16 protein-coding genes are annotated in these 14,851 nt (G+C 61.7%); 7 read left to right on the forward strand and 9 right to left on the reverse strand.

Translation table 11 applies throughout. The features are described from left to right. A complete protein-coding gene (locus Tal182_RS29490) occupies nucleotides 1-888 on the reverse strand; it encodes a dihydrodipicolinate synthase family protein (RefSeq protein WP_085861828.1) in 888 nt (295 codons plus the stop codon). 66 nt (nucleotides 889-954) lie between these two features. Next, complete coding sequence (locus Tal182_RS29495) at nucleotides 955-1,650, reverse strand: GntR family transcriptional regulator (RefSeq protein ID WP_085861829.1); 696 nt, start codon at nucleotides 1,648-1,650, stop codon at nucleotides 955-957. 210 nt (nucleotides 1,651-1,860) lie between these two features. On the opposite strand from Tal182_RS29495, the gene Tal182_RS29500 reads away from it, so the two are divergent. Then, nucleotides 1,861-2,061: a hypothetical protein gene (locus Tal182_RS29500; RefSeq protein WP_064807949.1), complete on the forward strand. Its 201-nt coding sequence runs from the start codon at nucleotides 1,861-1,863 to the stop codon at nucleotides 2,059-2,061. A 111-nt stretch (nucleotides 2,062-2,172) separates the two neighbouring features. Here the strand turns inward: Tal182_RS29500 and Tal182_RS29505 are convergent, their stop codons facing one another. Beyond that, complete coding sequence (locus tag Tal182_RS29505; RefSeq protein ID WP_064812399.1) at nucleotides 2,173-3,471, reverse strand: diguanylate cyclase; 1,299 nt, start codon at nucleotides 3,469-3,471, stop codon at nucleotides 2,173-2,175. Between the two features lie 152 nt (nucleotides 3,472-3,623). On the opposite strand from Tal182_RS29505, the gene Tal182_RS29510 reads away from it, so the two are divergent. The 3 genes from Tal182_RS29510 (at nucleotide 3,624) to Tal182_RS29520 (ending at nucleotide 5,959) form a co-directional block, all read left to right on the forward strand. Beyond that, entirely contained in the window at nucleotides 3,624-5,312 is a 1,689-nt protein-coding gene (locus Tal182_RS29510; RefSeq protein ID WP_064807369.1) for an HWE histidine kinase domain-containing protein, read from the forward strand. 2 nt (nucleotides 5,313-5,314) lie between these two features. Beyond that, a complete protein-coding gene (locus Tal182_RS29515) occupies nucleotides 5,315-5,671 on the forward strand; it encodes a response regulator (protein WP_064807371.1) in 357 nt (118 codons plus the stop codon). A gap of 102 nt (nucleotides 5,672-5,773) precedes the next feature. Beyond that, nucleotides 5,774-5,959, forward strand: coding sequence for a hypothetical protein (locus tag Tal182_RS29520; RefSeq protein ID WP_020919137.1), 186 nt, complete (start codon nucleotides 5,774-5,776; stop codon nucleotides 5,957-5,959). Nucleotides 5,960-5,999: 40 nt separating this feature from the next. On the opposite strand, the gene Tal182_RS29525 is transcribed toward Tal182_RS29520, so the two are convergent. The 4 genes from Tal182_RS29525 to Tal182_RS29540 form a co-directional block, all read right to left on the reverse strand. After that, on the reverse strand, nucleotides 6,000-6,518 hold the full coding sequence (locus Tal182_RS29525) for a hypothetical protein (protein ID WP_085861830.1): 519 nt from the start codon (nucleotides 6,516-6,518) through the stop codon (nucleotides 6,000-6,002). 85 nt (nucleotides 6,519-6,603) lie between these two features. Then, the gene (locus Tal182_RS29530) at nucleotides 6,604-7,146 is read right to left on the reverse strand and encodes a GXWXG domain-containing protein (protein WP_085862110.1); all 543 of its coding nucleotides are present in this window, start codon (nucleotides 7,144-7,146) and stop codon (nucleotides 6,604-6,606) included. Further along, nucleotides 7,146-7,643 (reverse strand): metallophosphoesterase family protein, encoded by a 498-nt coding sequence (locus Tal182_RS29535; RefSeq protein WP_064807374.1) that lies wholly within the window; start codon nucleotides 7,641-7,643, stop codon nucleotides 7,146-7,148. Before Tal182_RS29535 ends, Tal182_RS29530 begins: the two co-directional genes overlap by 1 nt. Nucleotides 7,644-7,690: 47 nt before the next feature. Further along, nucleotides 7,691-8,512: a DUF1206 domain-containing protein gene (locus tag Tal182_RS29540; RefSeq protein ID WP_064807376.1), complete on the reverse strand. Its 822-nt coding sequence runs from the start codon at nucleotides 8,510-8,512 to the stop codon at nucleotides 7,691-7,693. A gap of 99 nt (nucleotides 8,513-8,611) precedes the next feature. Here Tal182_RS29540 and Tal182_RS29545 point away from each other — a divergent pair, with 99 nt between their 5' ends. Then, nucleotides 8,612-9,085, forward strand: a complete 474-nt coding sequence (locus Tal182_RS29545) for an NUDIX domain-containing protein (RefSeq protein ID WP_085861831.1) — start codon at nucleotides 8,612-8,614, stop codon at nucleotides 9,083-9,085. Nucleotides 9,086-9,092: 7 nt separating this feature from the next. Here Tal182_RS29545 and Tal182_RS29550 read toward each other — a convergent pair whose 3' ends face one another. Further along, nucleotides 9,093-11,378, reverse strand: coding sequence for a cation:proton antiporter (locus Tal182_RS29550; protein ID WP_085861832.1), 2,286 nt, complete (start codon nucleotides 11,376-11,378; stop codon nucleotides 9,093-9,095). Nucleotides 11,379-11,584: 206 nt separating this feature from the next. Then, entirely contained in the window at nucleotides 11,585-12,583 is a 999-nt protein-coding gene (locus Tal182_RS29555) for a LacI family DNA-binding transcriptional regulator (protein WP_082240389.1), read from the reverse strand. 448 nt (nucleotides 12,584-13,031) lie between these two features. Here Tal182_RS29555 and denD point away from each other — a divergent pair, with 448 nt between their 5' ends. Beyond that, entirely contained in the window at nucleotides 13,032-14,018 is a 987-nt protein-coding gene (denD, locus tag Tal182_RS29565) for a D-erythronate dehydrogenase (RefSeq protein ID WP_064807383.1), read from the forward strand. Beyond that, on the forward strand, nucleotides 14,015-14,788 hold the full coding sequence (locus tag Tal182_RS29570) for an SDR family oxidoreductase (RefSeq protein ID WP_064807385.1): 774 nt from the start codon (nucleotides 14,015-14,017) through the stop codon (nucleotides 14,786-14,788). The genes denD and Tal182_RS29570 overlap by 4 nt, the downstream gene beginning before the upstream one ends. Nucleotides 14,789-14,851: the final 63 nt, after the last annotated feature.

Below are 14,851 nucleotides of genomic sequence, written 5' to 3' on the forward strand. Positions count from 1 at the left end.
TCAAATCGCCTCCCGCTTTATAAGCGCTTCGAGGGAGCGGCGCAGCGCGGGAAGCTTCTCGGGAGCCAGCGCGCGCAACGGCTTGCGCGGAACGCCGGCACCGTAACCGGTGAGATCGGCGGCAGCGTAGACGGACTGCACGTAATCGCCTTCCCAGATCAGCCCCATTGCCGGCTCCAGGATCTTCCAGAGCGCGCGCACCTCATCCCACTTGCGCTCGGCCGCCGCCGCGACGAGAGCGACGCAGGTTTTCGGAGCGAAATTCGCGCCGCCCCAGATCAGGCCGTCGCATCCGGCATAGAGCGCGTAGGGAACGAGCGGATCGGCGCCGTTCATCACGAAGCGGCCGGTGCGAATGAGCGCCGCCTGCTTGCTCAGGTCCCCGCCGCTGTCCTTGACGGCGCAGAAGCCGGGAATCTCGTTCAGCCTGTCGAGGAGCTCCGGCGTGATGGCGACGCCCACCGCCTGGGGCACGTTGTAGCCGATGACGGGAAGGCCTGATCCGGCGACCTCGGCGTAGAAATCGAGAATGCCCTGATCGTCGGTCGGGCCTTCGAAGAAGGGCGGAAGCACCATGACGCCTTCGGCGCCGGCATCGCGGGCTCGTGCCGTTCGCTCGACGACATCTTCGACGAGGAGCGCCGAGGTCTGGGCGATCACCTTGGCTCGGCCGTTGACGATTCTGGCGCCGCGGCGGATCAGTTCCTCGGATTTCGCCTTGGAGAGATAGACATGCATGCCGGTGCCGGAGCTGAACAGGAAGCTTCTGACCCCGGCGGCGAGATAGCGCTCGACATTGTCTTCAAGCCGTCCGTAGTCGATGCGGCCGGCATCGTCGAACGGCGTGGTGATTGCGAGGTTCAGTCCCGGAAACGGAAATGCGGTCATTGGATGGATCCCTTGCACTGGAGCGAGCCGGATTGGCTTGAGCTGCGTATCTTGTTCCTGGCCGGCCTAGAGGGTCGGCGCTTCCATTCCCTCGGGGGCCGCGTACATGGCCATATTGCGTCGGGAAAGTTCGAGATGGAGCCGCGCCAGCTCACCGGAGGCTTCGGCATCGCGCCGCTCGATCGCCTCGATCATCTGGTCATGCTGCCGCGCCGCCAGTTCGAGCTCTTCCTGCATGCGCGGTGTGTTCGGATGTTTATAGAAGATCTTCCCGATACGGGCATGATCGATCTGCAGGCGGCGAAGGCTCGGGACCACGTAGACGTTGTGAGCCATCTCGCCCACCTGCCGGTGGAACTGGTCGTTCTGGAATACCCGGCCCTCGACGTCGCAATCGTCCACCGCTCTGCGGAAGGCGCGCTGGATTTCCTTCAGAGCTTCGAGCTCCGCTTTCGTTCCATTCTCGGCTGCGAGCTTGCTTGCGGTGATGTAGATCATCGGCGCAAGCAGGAAGAAGTCGCGCAGCGACTGGTAGCTCATGGAGCTGACGCGGGCGGCGCGGTTTGTCTCGAGCTCGATATAACCCTCGCCAGCCATCTGTCGCATCAGCTCGCGCACCGGCGGGCGGGAAAGCCCGAACTCTTCGCTCAAGGCCACTTCATCAAGCACGGCTCCCGGAGGCAGCTCCATCGTCAGAATGCGTCTGCGCAAAGCGAGCTCAAGGCTGCCCTTGCGATCCGGACCTGCGGTCTCTGTGCTCATGTCGACTGCCTTCATTATTCTTAAAGTAGACATTAAGTAGACAGATCGAAAACGTCAAGGGACGGCGATTGGAAGCTGAAGCTGCGCGATGAGGTTCGCAAAGTGAAAGCGCGATGCCGCGCGGAAACAAAAAGGCGGCTGTGTGGTTACTGATAGACACACGCAGGAGCGTTTCCCTTGCGAGGAAAGAGCCGTAACCGGAGCAAGACGATGGACACAGCAACTCACTGGGCGCTTCTCCTCGGCATATTGACCTTGGCGAGTTGGTTAGCCGGAGGCTTCGCGGCGGTGCTTGGAAACGTGGAGCTTGGCCATCACGGGCAAAAGGCAGCCGAATATCTGACATTCGGTCTGAGCGTCACCGGCTTCATCTCCGCCGTCGCGATGGTATTGATCCTGGTGATCCGATGACCTCGATCACCCGAGTGGCCATAGACCCGACCTTCCCGCGATCGTCGATTATGTTGGGTGCGAGCTGGATGATCGTTCGAGAGAAGGAACTCTGATCGATCTGCCTATCCGCTACCCCTGGCGTCGCGCGGCGGTCTGCCCGGCGGCAGCAGGCGGACGACGAAAGATCGAGACCTGGTTGCGTCCGGCTTCCTTGGCGCGATAAAGCGCCATGTCGGCTTCGTGTTGGAGATTGGCCAACGAAACATCCGTGTCGACAGCCGACTTGAACGCCACGCCGACGCTCAGCGTCACCGAGGGCCCGACGCTGGAGGCCGGGTTCGGCAGGGCGGCCGCTTCCACGCTCTCGCGTATTCGCCTGGCGACTGCGACGGCCTCTTCTTCATCGACATCCGGAAGCACGATGAGAAACTCCTCGCCGCCATGGCGCGAGACGAGATCGCGATCGGCGCGCACGCAGCTCTGGATGATGCCGGCAACCTTGACGAGGCAGCGATCGCCTTCGCTATGTCCGAGCTTGTCGTTTAGCCCTTTGAAGTGGTCAATGTCGCACATCAGCATGGCGACGATGCCGGTCTCACGGCCGTGGCGCCAGAGGCTCTCGAGCGTTTCCATCATCCAACGGCGGTTGGCGATCCCGGTCAGCGGGTCGGTTCTGGCCAGCCGCTCCAATCGGGCGTTCGCGTCGGCAAGCTCCGCGACGCGGCGCTGATCCCTGCAGTCCAGGAGAAATGTCTTCTGCGCCAGGATGTTCATCGTTCGCCTGGCGACCACCGTCGCGATGATCCCACAGGAAAAAAACAGGGTCGCGGCGACGACACTGCCCGCTTCCAAAAGCGGATTGTGCCATTGAAGGATGAAGTAGAGACATAGGGCATAACAGGCGATTGCGGTCGTCCAGGCCAGCGGCACGCTGAAGATCGTGATTGCGCTCGTCGCGACGAACAACATGATGCTTAGATGCCGCTCGTAAAATTCGCCGCCGGCAAACACGCCGACCAGCCCGACCGAGAGGAGAATAAGGAACATTCCCACAAGCAGCGACGCCCGCTGAACGGCCGCCGGGCGCGGCTTGTTCCAAACCACCGCGGTCAAAATTGCCGCCGGCGGCAAAAGGCAGGCGGGAGCAATCATCGACAGAACGATCTGCCGGGGAAGCAGGACGGCGTTCAGCGCCAGCGTCAGAACATCGACAAACGCGACCCAAATCATCCAGGAGCGGATGACCTTCGCCGTCTGCCGCCACAACCTTTCATCAAAACGACGGCGCAGCTCGCCCGTCAGGCGGATATCGCGGGTTCGGCCCGATAAAAGACGTTCGACCTCATCCGCCATTGCGCCAGTCAACGGCCGTGGCGGCACAGACCCGGCTGGAGAGGTTTCAGAGGAAGTGCTTTTGGCATCACTCATCTTTGATTTAACTAGCCGCGATGCAAAACTCGGCAAGGCTTACCCACCCGCATCGGGATTCGTATGTTGATATTTTGTAAACAAGATTGCGCGCGCGGTCTGGGCCGGATCGTCTCGATCATGCTACCAACCCTTTTCCGAGAGGGGACAGTATGAGGCTCAAACTGGTTGCAGTTGCGGTCGCGGCGCTGGCGCCGGTGGTTGCGATGCTCTTCTACAACGAGATCGCGCTCCGCCATCAGCGCAACGAGGAAGTGCGCACCTCCGCTGCGCAGGCGGCGAGGCAAGCCTCGTCGGAAGTCGAACGGATTATTGAGGGCCTGCACGCCCTTCTCGTCTCCGTGTCATCAATGCCTTCCGTCCGACACCTCGACGTCCCGGCTTGCAACGACGCCCTGAAATCGGTTGCCGAAAACATTCCCAACATCCGCACCATCTTCGTCGCCGGGCTCGATGGGCGGCCGATCTGCGGAAGCATGGCTTTCCCGAAAGGCGTGGTCTTTTCCGACCGCGATTATTTCCAGCAGACTTTGGAGACCAAGGACTTTTCCGTCGGCACCTATACGCAGAGTCGCCTTTCCGACCGCCCGGTGCTGCCGCTCGCGATCCCCCTGATGGAAGGCGATATCATCAAGGCCATCATCGTCAGCGGGATCCGGCTGGACTGGCTGCAGAACCGCATCACCGAGCGCGGCGTTGCTCCCGGCAATGCGGTGACCATCGCCGACGGCAAGGGAACCATTGTCGCGCACGTTCCCTCTCCCGATCAGTTCGTCGGTACGATCTTGCCCGAGGAATACCAGCAGCTGATCCACGCCGAACAGCCTGATGTCATCGAGACCACCAGTCAGGACGGAACAGCGCGCATCCTCGGTTATCGCCCGATAGCCTTGCCTTCCAACCCCCTCTATGTCAGCGCCGGCTTCTCGAAAACGGAGGTCTTCGCGCCGATCGAACGGGCGACGCTGATGAATACGCTCGCCATCATCGGCGGTGCGCTTTTCGCCTTCGTCGCCGCGATCTTTATCGGTAACCGCTTCATCCTGATACCGATCTCCAGGATCGCGGATGTGATGGAAAGTTGGCGCAGCGGTCAGACGACGGCGCGGACCGGCATGAAGGGACCGGGCGAGCTGGGGCTCGTCGGCGCAACCTTCGATCGGCTGCTCGACGAACTCGAAGACCGCCGGCGCCAAAATCAGCAGGCGGAGGAGGAACGGAGCCTGCTCGTCCGCGAGCTTGCGCATCGCGTCAAGAATGGCTTCACGCTCGTGCAGGCGATTGCCAGACAAACCTTCTCGCGGTCCGATCCGGAGAGATACAATTCCTTCGCCGAGAGGCTCGCAGCCCTCGCCGGTACCTATGACCTCATCCTGTCGCGGGAGGGGTCGGCTTCGCCCATTCGGGATATCCTGTCCGCAGCCCTGCGGGCGCATGTCGCCTCGCAAGCCGAGCGCATTCGTCTCGACGGACCGGACGTGGTTCTTCCGGCGGACACCGCCCTGCCGCTCTCGCTGGTGATTCATGAGCTGGCGACCAACGCAACCAAGTATGGAAGCCTCGGCAGCGAAAATGGAACAGTCGCCATCGAATGGAAGCACGAGGATGGACGTGTCCTCCTTCTGTGGACGGAAGCCGGCGGGCCGCCGGTCTCGACGCCGACGAAAAAGGGCTTCGGCTCGGTGCTCATTGAACGTGCCTTCCCGTCGAAGGCGCAGGCGCGATCCCGCGTGGACTACCAGGCCGAAGGCCTCATCTTCGAAGTAATATTTTCGATTGGGGAACCGGTTGCCAGAGGCGAAGTTGACCCTCTGAGCCGGGACGTAAAGCATACGAGCTAGAGATGAAAACCAAGGTGGTCGTGGTCGAGGACGAGGCTCTGCTGCTGATGATGGCGGTCGCCATCGTCGAGGAGGCAGGCTTTGAAGCGCTCGAGGCACGCAATGCCGACGAGGCGCTCATGCTCTTCGAAAGAGTGCCCGGCATCCGGATCCTGTTTACCGATATCGACATGCCGGGCAGCATGGATGGCTTGATGCTCGCAAGGGCCGTCCGCGACCGCTGGCCGCCCGTGGAAATCATCATCGTCTCCGGCATGAAGCAGCCGGACGCGGGCGCCTTGCCCGAGCGCGGCGTCTTCTTCTCCAAGCCCTACGATATCCGGCAGCTTACCAATGCGCTCGTCAGCATGGCCGCGTAGGGCTTCGGCCGCGGCACGGGCTGCGCGACGGGAAATGACGCGGGATGATGCATCCTTTTGGAATCTCGTGCGTTTTCCCTGCTTCAACAGCAGGAGACCACCATGTCCAAACGCGAACTCATCGATACAGGCACTGACAAGCGCTACGTCCGCCGCGACGACCAGGGTCGTTTCACCGAGTCAGCGGACGTCAGCCGCTCGCTCTCGGCAGACAAGCGGCGCCGGGCAAAAAATGATGCAAAGCCCGGAGAAGGCGATCGCGGCGACCGTCACGCCAAAAGGCACTGAAATCGAGTCGTCGCTCCTGTGAGCGCGGCTGCTCGAGCGGCTATCTTTCTGCCATGGAAGGCCGCTGCAAATCGATGCGGCTGGTTACGACCGGCTGGCCGGAAGCGGGGTCTTTGTCGACGGTCTGCAGTCGAAGCTTGTTCTGCCCGACCTTCTCAATCGTTAAAATTGCATCTCGGTCGCCGTTGACCAGCCGCGCCCACGTCACACGCAGGTTGAGGGCGGTGCCTTTCCTGCTCCCGGCAAGCTTCGACGGCAGCCCCGATGGTCCCACGTACTTGCCGGTATAACGCTCTCCGGCGGCATTTACGGTCGCCGAGAAGCTCCTGGTGAAAACGGCAAGGCCGCGACACGTCCCATTCATCGAGACGGCAGATGCACCCGCATCAGATCGCAGGGTGCAGGAGACCTTCAGATTCGCGCCGCCTATCTTGGTGAGGACCATTCCGGTTCCGCTCCAGTCACCGTCCAAAGACTGGAGAAATCCTGCCTCCGACGCCGTTGCCTCGGCCGGCAAGCAGGAGAGCGAAAGCAAAGTCGCGATCAGCGCAGCACGCATGAAATCCCCCAGGGTTGCATGGCCTAACTCACGAGAGGAGCAGATTGTTCCCCGTCGCGGCACTCGTGCAACCATTGCCCTCGCCTCATCCACTCCGTCGCTGCGATGCGGCGTCGATCCTGCGGAGCTCGAAGAAATAACGACAGGCATCGCCGTCGACGCACATCATACCAGCGACCTGGTCGTCTCCCGTTCTGCGGAAATAGTCGGCGATCGGCTGCCTGTCGTAGACCATAGCAGCTGTGGTGAAGTTATCGAAGGTCTGAAGCCTCAGCGACGCGGTCGTACCCCGCGCCCGCAGCGCCTTCTGCAGGTAGGAGAAGCAGCTCCGGGCGATCCGAGTGCGGCCGAACGGCGCCGCCTTGATGGCCAGGCGGATCGGAAAAATGCCGGGGTCGATCGCCACCAGCCGATCCGACCGCCACTGAAAGAGGAGGGCGTCGGCGCGCATGTCGGCGTGAAACCGCTTGCCGAACCAGCCCAGGTTCTCGAGAACGCCGTCGAGCGGGTGGCCCGATGGGATGCCCGCACCTCGCCACAGGCCGAGCATCTCGGCCGGCCGGACCGGCGCCAGCGAAGAGAACCAGGCGGTCATTTCGTTCTGTCGCTTAGCACTTTTCAGCGGCATCATGACCCCGGCTTCGTCGACAACAGGGCTTGCAGCGACACCGGCCTGAGGCCCTGCGCATCGACGCCGACATCGTACTGGCGGGGCAGGGGCTTGAGGCGGCCGTGGGAATGTCCGTGCAGATTGATCGACTTCTTGCCCATCTTGTTCCAGGTGCGGAACGGGTAATGGCACAGGATCAGCAGATGATCGTCCAGCGTCATTTCGCTGTAGTGCTGAACGCTTGCCCATCCTGTCGCCTCGGTCGTCGTCGGGGGATCATTATTCCCGATGATGAGGTGCTTCCGCCCGTTCAGCATCGAAAGGAGCTGGTCGCAATCGCCGCCGCGGAAGGACATGAAGTCGCCGAGATGCCAGATGTCGTCCTGCGCATCAACGATCTCGTTCCAGTTGCGGATCAGCGTCACGTCGTGGGACGCCATGTCGGGAAAGGGGCGTCGGTCGATGCGAAGGACGCGGGGATCTGCAAAGTGGGTATCGCCGATAAAGTAAATCATCTGACAGAGATGGCGCAGTCCGTCCGCTTGGGAAGCCGACGTGTTTGCTAATGGCCAGGTGTAGGAATCGAATGTTTCACGTCGTCAAGGGACGGGCTGTGCACGACGCGATAACGCGCTTCGACGAGGTTATAGATCCCGAAGGCCGCCAGGCCGATCGCAATGGCGATGTAGAGGATCGCGCCGAAAGGAAGCCGTCTCACCCATTCGAGCGCGTCCGCCATGCTACCAGCCTGCTCAGGATCAACACGAAAACCTGCATAGACGAAGAATATTCCGGTGATCACAAAGACGACGCCGCGGGCGACGAGGCCGTAGACGCAGACCGAGGTCACCACGCCGCTTGTGTCGGCGAGCCTGAGATAGCGTTCGAATTTCCTGGTAATGCCCTTGGCTGCCGTCACGGCCCCGCCGATGATGAAGCCGAGACCGACGGCCATGGCCAGATAGGCGCCGAACGGCTGCGACATGATCCATTCTGCCAATCCCTTCTCACCCGATCCCTGACTTCCGCCGCCGCTGAAGAGTGCGTGCCCCAGCGCGTATCCGGCAAGCCCGAGATAGACGACGGCGCTGCCGAAGAAAACCGTGCGGATGGCGATGGCCTTGGCGTCGCGGCCGTGGCCGTCGCTGTCGGCGAGCGACTGCGCCAGCCGCCAGGCGACGAAACCCAGAAGTCCGATGCCGATGAGACCAACCCAGACGCGGCCGAAGGGCTGTCCGAGAAGCGTCGAAAGTGCCGATTTCGTTTCCGACTTTCCGCCGGCGACGCCGGAGAAGAGGGCCAGGCCCGCCACGAGGAGGAACACGATACCGCGCGCCACATAGCCGCTCTTGGCAAGCAGGTCGAAACGAAATCCTTTGGGCATGATATTCTCCGCGCGTCCGTGTGTGGCTGTCAGCTCTAACGCGCTACTGCGCGGAAAGTTGTCATCGAGGAAAGACCATGATCATTGAGGGAGTTGCCGATGCCGGTCCGTAGCGCCGGGCTTCTCATCTACCGCCTTTGCGAGACGAGGCCGGAGGTCCTGCTCGTCCACCCCGGCGGTCCCTTCTGGGCGAAGAAGGACGAGGGCGCCTGGTCGATCCCGAAAGGATTGATCGAAGCCGGCGAAGACGAATTGTCGGCAGCGATCCGGGAGGCGCAGGAGGAGCTCGGCGTCGAAATTCAAGGAAGCTTCGCCCGGCTCGGAGAATATCGCCAGCGCGGCGGAAAAGTGGTGGTCGTCTGGTCGGTGGAGGCGGACGCCGCGCTTGACGTCGAGACAGTGCGGAGTGCGGAGTTTCAGATCGAATGGCCACCGCGATCGGGCCGCATCCAGAATTTCCCCGAGGTCGACCGCGCCGGGTGGTTTCCCATCGCAGAAGCTGAAATCAAGATTCTCAAAGGCCAGGTTGCCATGCTTGCCGATCTCGCAAGACAGCTCGGCCAGGACCAGTAAACGCTCATCATTCTGTTTCGACAAGAATGAAGGAGCGGTCGGCGGCCTCGAGCAAAGTATCAGCGATCGGTCCATATGACAGCATCTCGCCGGCCCGTCGGCTGACGCCGAGCACGATCAGATTGAACCTGCCTCGGCGCGCCTGACGCAGGATCGACAGATCGGGTGCGCCGCCCGACTGGGTGATCTTTTCGACCGAAATGTCGTTGTAGCTCGCGATTTCGTCAATCTTCCTGAATGCGGCCAGATGCGCGTTGGCGATATCGCTCACACGCGGCGCCAATGACGCCTGTTGCGGCTCACGGATGTAAATCGCAGCTACGTGCGCGCCGCTGGCCTTGGCCACGACCAACGCGAATTCCGCCGCCCGCATGGACCGTTCTGTCCCGCTGATCGGCACCAAGATGCGCAGCCTTCCGTCATCGTCGGGCAAGGCGTCACGTTGCGAACAGATGGCAGTCGTTCCTTTGAACGACTTGCTCATCCTCGAAATTTTCTGGTCAAGACCTCCCTCGGGCGCTGCGGTGGGTTCGACCCCGACAAAGAGCATGTCATGACCCTTTTCGGCACTCTCGGCCAGCAGTGCTTCGAGGTCCCCGCTCGTCCCACTCGTTGTAACGTGAAGATCGCCATCGATGGCGGCCTCCTGACTGCCGAGGCGGCCGACGGTTCGCTGCGCGCTCTCCCTCACTTGTTCGGCAATCGCCATGGCGGTGTTATCGATTGTCCGTCCCGCTTCGTCCTTGTTGCCGCCGGATTGGGCTTCTGGGCCTTGGGGTTTTCCATCGATGTTCAACACGGTGATCGGCATCTTTCGCAAGGCAGTAAAATGGGCGGCAATGCGGGTCGCAAGGCCGCTGCTGGCGGAATTGTCGACGGCAAGAAGGATGCGTTCAAATTTCGAAAGGAAGCTTTGCTCTTCGAATCCTTGACGGGCCAAACGATCACGCTCGTCCTCCCGCATCGGCAGCCTTGCAAGCGCCCAACGCAGCGATGGCGGCATGGCCATGGTCGTGACCACCGCCATCGCCACAATGACGGAAAACAGCCGCTGATCGAGAACCCCGATGGAAAGACCGATCGATGCGACGATGACCTCGGTGGAGCCGCGGGCGTTCATTCCGCAGCCAAGCGCGACGGCTTCCGGATTGGTAAAGCCGCTGAATTTGGCGCCGGCAAAGGCGCCTCCGAACTTTCCCAAGCTCGCAATCAGGATAAGGCCGAGCGCCAGGAGCAGAATGGCGGGATCGCTGAGAACGCCGAGATCCGTCTCCAAGCCGGTCAGGCCGAAAAAGACCGGCATGAACAGCGCCGTTGTCAGCGCCCGAAGCTGGCTGTCGATCTGGCGGGTCAAAATCGGCGATTGACCGACCAGAATGCCGGCGACGAACGCGCCGAGAACCGTGTGCACACCGATCAGATCAGTGATGATCGCCATGGCGCCCATGATGGCGATGATGGCGCTAAGGACCGGCAGATCGCTTTTGAACTTATCGTTCGTCAGTCGGATGATTTCGAAGACGATGCGGCGCCCGATCGTGAAGCTGAACGCCATGAAAGCAAGCGTGCCGGCTACGCTCCTCACCAATATCCACAGATCGACGGCGCCATGTTCGGCAAGGCTGAAAGTCACGGCGATGATCACCCAGCCGACGGTATCGTCGATGATTGCCGACGCGACGATCAATTGGCCGATATTGCGTCGCATGAAATCCATTTCCCGGACGACGGATGCCACGATCTTGACGGAGGAGATGGAGAGAGCCGTTCCAAGAAAGAGCGCCGTCACCAGCCGCGCCTGCACATTCGGCAACAGCGAGGCAGGGAGGAGCTCTCCTAGAGTAAAACCCGCGGCGAAGGGGATGAGAATACCGCTTAACGAAACGCCGAAGGCGGCGCGGCGCAGCCGGACCGCCAGGCCGAGATCCGTTTCCATACCGGCGAGAAGCAAGAGGAACAGGATGCCGAGCTGGGCAATGGCGTCGGTCATGCTTTTTTGTGCTTCGCCCGCCGGGAACAGCTGATGCTGAAGGTCAGGCCATAGAGAGCCGAATACAGATGGCCCGAGGAGGACACCGCCGATGATCTGACCCATGATGGAGGGCTGGCCGATGCGCACCATGAACTCGCCGAGCAATCGCCCGATGGCGACGAGCACGATGATCTGGACGAGAAACAGCGTTTCCGATGGCGCGTCCCGATCGGCGACGCCTGCTGCCGAGGCCGAGGCTGCAACGAGGAGAAGCAGGACTGCCAGTGCAACTTGCCAATGCCAGGCGCCTTTCAGGCTCATCTGCACCGACTCCCTGGAACTCCGATCACCGTCAGCCTCGAAGCGACATATTCGAGCGTCGCATCATTTCAATGTTCGACACCGAACAACGTTCCCAGGACTGGCAGGGCCACGGGTCTTTGCATGCGCGCAACGGCGCGGCTGCAATTCTGCAAACCGACGCATCGAGCCAACTCTTCTGGAGGCGAGCACGAGGCATTCAGACTTCAATCCACGCCGGTGATCTCCGGAGTGAAGGCAATGATTTTTTCGGATATCTGGCTGCCGTCTCCGCTGCTCGCAGCGAGCAGAAGCGCGGCGGCGACTTCGCCCATCTGACGCCGTGGCGAAATCGAGGTTGCGATCCTGACCGGGAGGGCGCTGGCGACATCCAACCCGTTGAATCCGGCGATCAGGATTTCCGCAGGGCTGGAAATGCCGAGTTCCAGGCAGGCAAAGGCGCCGCCCGTCGCCATGTCGTCGTTGGAATAATAGATGCAGTCGAGATCCCTGGTCGCCGCGAGCATCGACATGGACAGCCGCTTGCCGTGCGCCACCGAGGAATAGGCGGCGTTGAACCGCTCGTCCACGAAAGCAAGGCCGCTCTCACGCAGCACTTTCTCGAAGCCGGCCTTCCGCTTGCCGGCGCGCAGATCTCTGTCGATCGCGCTGCCGATATAGCCGAATCGCCGCCGGCCGGCCGCCAACAGCGCTTTTGCCATCTCTTCCCCGGCCTTGCCATGCGAAAGACCGACATTGAAATCGATGGGCGTGCCATCGAGATCCATCAGCTGAATGACGGGGATCGCGGCATTCTGCAACATTCTCACCGTTTCTGCCGGCTGATCGAGACCCGTCACAATGATGGCGGCAGGGCGCCAGGAGAGCATGTCGCGGATGATCTCGCGTTCCTTCGCCATATCGTAATCAGAGATGCCGAACACCGCCTGCATGCCTGATCCCCGCAGCCCCGCGGAAATGCCCGCCAGCATCTCGGGAAAGACGATGTTGGACATGCTGGGAACGACGACGGCGACGAGGTTGGTGCGCTGCGACGACAGTGAGAGCGCCAGCCGGTTACCGACGTAGTTTAGCCGCTCGGCCTGCTGAAGCACTTTTTCGCGGGTCTCCTTGGAAACGTCGGCGGCGCCGCGAAGGGCGCGCGATGCCGTCATCTTGCTGACGCCTGCCGCAGCGGCAACCTCTTCCAGTGTGGATTTACGCATCGCACCGACCCCATCGTCGAACTGCCTCGCCAGCGGGCAACGTCAGACTCATAGGCTCTTTTCTAAAAAAAGGAAAACACTCGCTACTTGACATGCACGATAAAAATAGGCGTTGTTACCGATACCGGTATCGATACCAGCCATGGGAAATGGGAGAGAAGCCGGGCGGGAGACAGGGAAAGCCATGGTCATAGAATCGGAGTCGATGGGCGCACAGGCAGCGCTTCGGAGGATCCGACATCTAATTAACGTTCGATAGCGATGATCTGCGGATCAGGAAAGGTGACTTGACCCGCAGGTTGCAAACCTATCTGAATTCGATCGGGCATATGCCGATCGGGCTGGTTCCAGATCGCGTCGCGAGCCGGCCCGGGAGTGACCACAAGGACAATAAGACGAGTAGCGCGATCTTGACCGAAGAGACCGGCCGACGGGAGGAAGAGCCGATATGCATGTGATGATCTTGGGAGCAGCCGGCATGGTCGGCCGCAAGCTGGTCGAGAAGATTGCGCGCGAGCCGCTCGCTTTCGGCCGGTCCATCACCCGTCTGACGCTGGCAGATGCTTTTCAGCCGCCGGTGCCGGAGACGCTCCAGTCCGTCTCCACGACGCAGATAGTCGACCTTGCCGCCGCCGGCGTAGCTGACAGGCTGATCGAAAGCCGGCCGGATCTGATCTTTCACCTGGCCGCCATCGTGTCGGGTGAGGCCGAGGCAGATTTCGACAAGGGTTACGCCGTCAACCTCGATGGCACGCGCGCTCTCTTCGATGCGATCCGCCAGCTCAGCCTCAAGAGCGCCTATGTGCCGCGCGTCGTCTTTGCATCCTCGATCGCCGTCTTCGGCACGCCGTTCCCGGAGGTCATTCCGGATGAATTCTTTGCCACGCCGCTGACGAGCTACGGCACCCAGAAGGCAATTGCCGAACTGCTGCTTGCCGATTATTCCCGCCGCGGCATCTTCGATGGCATCGGCATCCGGTTGCCGACCATCTGCGTGCGCCCCGGTGCGCCCAACAAGGCGGCCTCCGGTTTCTTCTCCAATATCCTGCGCGAGCCGCTGGTCGGTAAGGAAGCCATATTGCCGGTCAGCGACAGCGTCCGGCACTGGTTTGCCAGTCCGCGCGCGGCCGTCGGCTTCTTCGTCCATGCCGCGACGATCGATACGGCGAGGATCGGCGCGCGGCGCAACCTGACCATGCCGGGCCTTTCCGCGCTGGTCTCCGAAGAGATCGACGCTCTGCGCCGGGTGGCCGGCGACAAGGCGGTCGCCCTCATCAAACGCGTGCCCGATCCTGTGATCGAACGCATCGTCGCCGGCTGGCCGACCCAGTTCGATGCGACGAGAGCCTCTTCGCTCGGTTTCAAGGCGGAAACGAGCTTCGACGAAATTCTGCAAGTGCATATCGAGGATGAACTCGGCGGGAGGATTGCGTGAGCGTATCGGCGAGCGGAGAAGCAAGGATCGCGCTTGTCACCGGCGGTGGCACCGGCGTCGGACGTGCCATATCGAGGGGACTCGGCGCGGCCGGCTACAGAGTGGTGATTTCAGGACGACGGGCCGATGTGCTTGAAAAGGCGGCGAGCGAGCTTGGCAGCGAAACGGGGGCCGAGTTTTTCGCGGTTCCCGCCGATGTCGGCGATCCCGCTTCGGTGCGGGCTCTCTTCGATGCGATCGCGGAGAGATACGGACGGCTCGACCTCCTGGTCAACAATGCCGGCGTCACCGTACCGGGCGTACCGCTCGAGGAGGTTTCCTTCGAGCAATGGAACGCCATCGTCGCCGCCAATCTCACCGGCGCCTTCCTCTGCACGCAGCAGGCCTTCCGACTGATGAAGAGCCAGAGCCCGCACGGCGGCCGCATCATCAACAACGGCTCCGTCTCGGCCACGACGCCGCGCCCGAATTCGGCGCCTTACACCGCGACGAAGCATGCCATTACGGGCCTGACCAAATCCACCGCGCTCGACGGGCGCGAATTCGACATCGCCTGCGGCCAGATCGATATCGGCAACGCCGCCAGCGACATGACGACGAGGATCGCGGCCGGTGTGCTGCAGGCCAACGGCAGCATTGCCGCGGAGGCGACGATCGACCCGGCCCATATTGCCGACGCGGTCGTCTACATGGCAGGACTGCCGCTCAGCGCCAATGTGCTGACCATGACCGTGATGGCGACGAAAATGCCCTTTGTCGGGAGGGGCTAAGGCCTGCTGTCGCGGCCGAAGCGACATATATGCAGTTATGCAGTGCTCATGATCTGGGAGGAG

It is taken from the genome of Rhizobium sp. TAL182 (genome assembly GCF_002117725.1).
In the GTDB taxonomy this organism is placed as follows: Bacteria; Pseudomonadota; Alphaproteobacteria; order Rhizobiales; family Rhizobiaceae; genus Rhizobium; species Rhizobium esperanzae.

What these genes read in the sequence shown, in the direction of transcription:
- Tal182_RS29545 (WP_085861831.1), top strand. Translation starts at nt 8,612, where the DNA reads ATGCCGGTCCGTAGCGCCGGGCTTCTCATCTACCGCCTTTGCGAGACG.
- Tal182_RS29495 (WP_085861829.1), bottom strand. Translation starts at nt 1,650, where the DNA reads ATGAGCACAGAGACCGCAGGTCCGGATCGCAAGGGCAGCCTTGAGCTC.
- Tal182_RS29525 (WP_085861830.1), bottom strand. Translation starts at nt 6,518, where the DNA reads ATGCGTGCTGCGCTGATCGCGACTTTGCTTTCGCTCTCCTGCTTGCCG.
- Tal182_RS29530 (WP_085862110.1), bottom strand. Translation starts at nt 7,146, where the DNA reads ATGCCGCTGAAAAGTGCTAAGCGACAGAACGAAATGACCGCCTGGTTC.
- Tal182_RS29555 (WP_082240389.1), bottom strand. Translation starts at nt 12,583, where the DNA reads ATGCGTAAATCCACACTGGAAGAGGTTGCCGCTGCGGCAGGCGTCAGC.
- Tal182_RS29510 (WP_064807369.1), top strand. Translation starts at nt 3,624, where the DNA reads ATGAGGCTCAAACTGGTTGCAGTTGCGGTCGCGGCGCTGGCGCCGGTG.
- Tal182_RS29500 (WP_064807949.1), top strand. Translation starts at nt 1,861, where the DNA reads ATGGACACAGCAACTCACTGGGCGCTTCTCCTCGGCATATTGACCTTG.
- Tal182_RS29505 (WP_064812399.1), bottom strand. Translation starts at nt 3,471, where the DNA reads ATGAGTGATGCCAAAAGCACTTCCTCTGAAACCTCTCCAGCCGGGTCT.
- Tal182_RS29520 (WP_020919137.1), top strand. Translation starts at nt 5,774, where the DNA reads ATGTCCAAACGCGAACTCATCGATACAGGCACTGACAAGCGCTACGTC.
- denD (WP_064807383.1), top strand. Translation starts at nt 13,032, where the DNA reads ATGCATGTGATGATCTTGGGAGCAGCCGGCATGGTCGGCCGCAAGCTG.
- Tal182_RS29490 (WP_085861828.1), bottom strand. Translation starts at nt 888, where the DNA reads ATGACCGCATTTCCGTTTCCGGGACTGAACCTCGCAATCACCACGCCG.
- Tal182_RS29535 (WP_064807374.1), bottom strand. Translation starts at nt 7,643, where the DNA reads ATGATTTACTTTATCGGCGATACCCACTTTGCAGATCCCCGCGTCCTT.
- Tal182_RS29515 (WP_064807371.1), top strand. Translation starts at nt 5,315, where the DNA reads ATGAAAACCAAGGTGGTCGTGGTCGAGGACGAGGCTCTGCTGCTGATG.
- Tal182_RS29540 (WP_064807376.1), bottom strand. Translation starts at nt 8,512, where the DNA reads ATGCCCAAAGGATTTCGTTTCGACCTGCTTGCCAAGAGCGGCTATGTG.
- Tal182_RS29550 (WP_085861832.1), bottom strand. Translation starts at nt 11,378, where the DNA reads ATGAGCCTGAAAGGCGCCTGGCATTGGCAAGTTGCACTGGCAGTCCTG.